Here is a 1,287-nt window from a genome sequence, read left to right as displayed (position 1 = left end):
GCCGTGAAAGTGTAACTGGTCGTACCTGCGGATCCTTCGTTTTTGGCAGTGCCGCCACTCAGCGTGAGTGTAGCCGCGTCATCGTTGGTAATGCTGCCCGTTCCTGTGGCACCACTAATGCCTCCACCTACGGGATTTGACAACGTCAGAATAACCGTCTCGTTGTCTTCAACCATTAAATCACCATTGACCGTCACCGTCACGTTCTGAGTCAAAGCTCCTCCTGCGGTAAAATTGGCCGTTCCTGACGCTAAAGCCACATAATCCGTTCCGGAGCTAGCCGTGCCCCCCGTGATGGCATAATCTACCGAAGCCGCATTCGCGTTGTTGGTTCTAGTAATAACAAAGATAAGGCTCGTGGTAGCCGCATTGCCTTCAGCTACCGTTGGGCTACTGACTGAAAACTGCGTATTCAAAATATTTACCTGATAATCTTCCACTTCTCCCGTCGTTTGTAAGCCAACGAACGAGGGCGTCATTACCGTAGCAGTGGTGTATCTAAAACGCGCAAACGTCAGCGCGGGTACGGCACCCGATGGTACGGCAATCGTCAAGTTGTTGTCGCCTGTGGCTAAAGCTTGATTGGTAAAAACCTGCTCTCCCATGTCACCAAAATCACCATCATTGTTGAAATCAACCCAAGCATTCAAAAAGCCTGCCCCTGAGGCATTGACCGTGATATTGGCAGTAGTACCCGTAATAAAGGCCGACGGAAGCGTCACCCCATCGTCGTCGTCACCTTCAGCATCAATATCGTCACCGTTGCCAGTTGAGGTGGGTTGCCCGTCCACATCTCCGTCTACCGTGGCTCCCAAATGGAAGGCAATGGAAGTATTGTGGCGAGCACCGTTATTGCTTAGCAAGGTGTTATACGTATCGGGCGCGTCGCCAAAATCTAATTCGTCGTTGGTAATCACCGCCTGTTTGGGGGAACCAACAACCGTAACGCCCGCAGGAGCGCCCGTAATGGCTCCCAGCGCAACAGTAAAATCTTCGTTGGCTTCTACTTTCAGGTCCCCATTGGCAAGCACTGTGATGGTTTTCATTTCGCCCGCCGTTCCCGCAAAGCTCAATGAACCATCGTTGTCGGTATAATCTTCGGGGGCTATGGCCAGACCATCGTTGGTCGTATAGGCTACCTGAAAACCTCCCTGTACGGGATTGTTAAGCGTAGCGGTAAAGACATAAGCTGTTGTGCCAGAATTCCCTTCGTTTTGCAAATAAGGCGTGCTCGGAATCGATAAGGTCACCGTTGCTGCATCGTCGTTTTGAATCGTTCCTGTGCCT

At 51.4% G+C, this 1,287-nt stretch carries 1 protein-coding gene; it reads right to left on the bottom strand.

The window, feature by feature from the left end; all coding sequences use genetic code 11:
* Positions 1-1,287 (bottom strand): Calx-beta domain-containing protein (locus tag GVN20_RS29475; protein WP_229599231.1); only part of this gene is annotated, 1,287 nt, incomplete at both ends.

It is taken from the genome of Runella sp. CRIBMP (assembly GCF_009905605.1).
In the GTDB taxonomy this organism is placed as follows: Bacteria; Bacteroidota; Bacteroidia; order Cytophagales; family Spirosomataceae; genus Runella.
The sequence above is the reverse complement of the archived record's forward strand: the minus strand, read 5'-3'. Positions and strand labels throughout refer to the sequence as shown.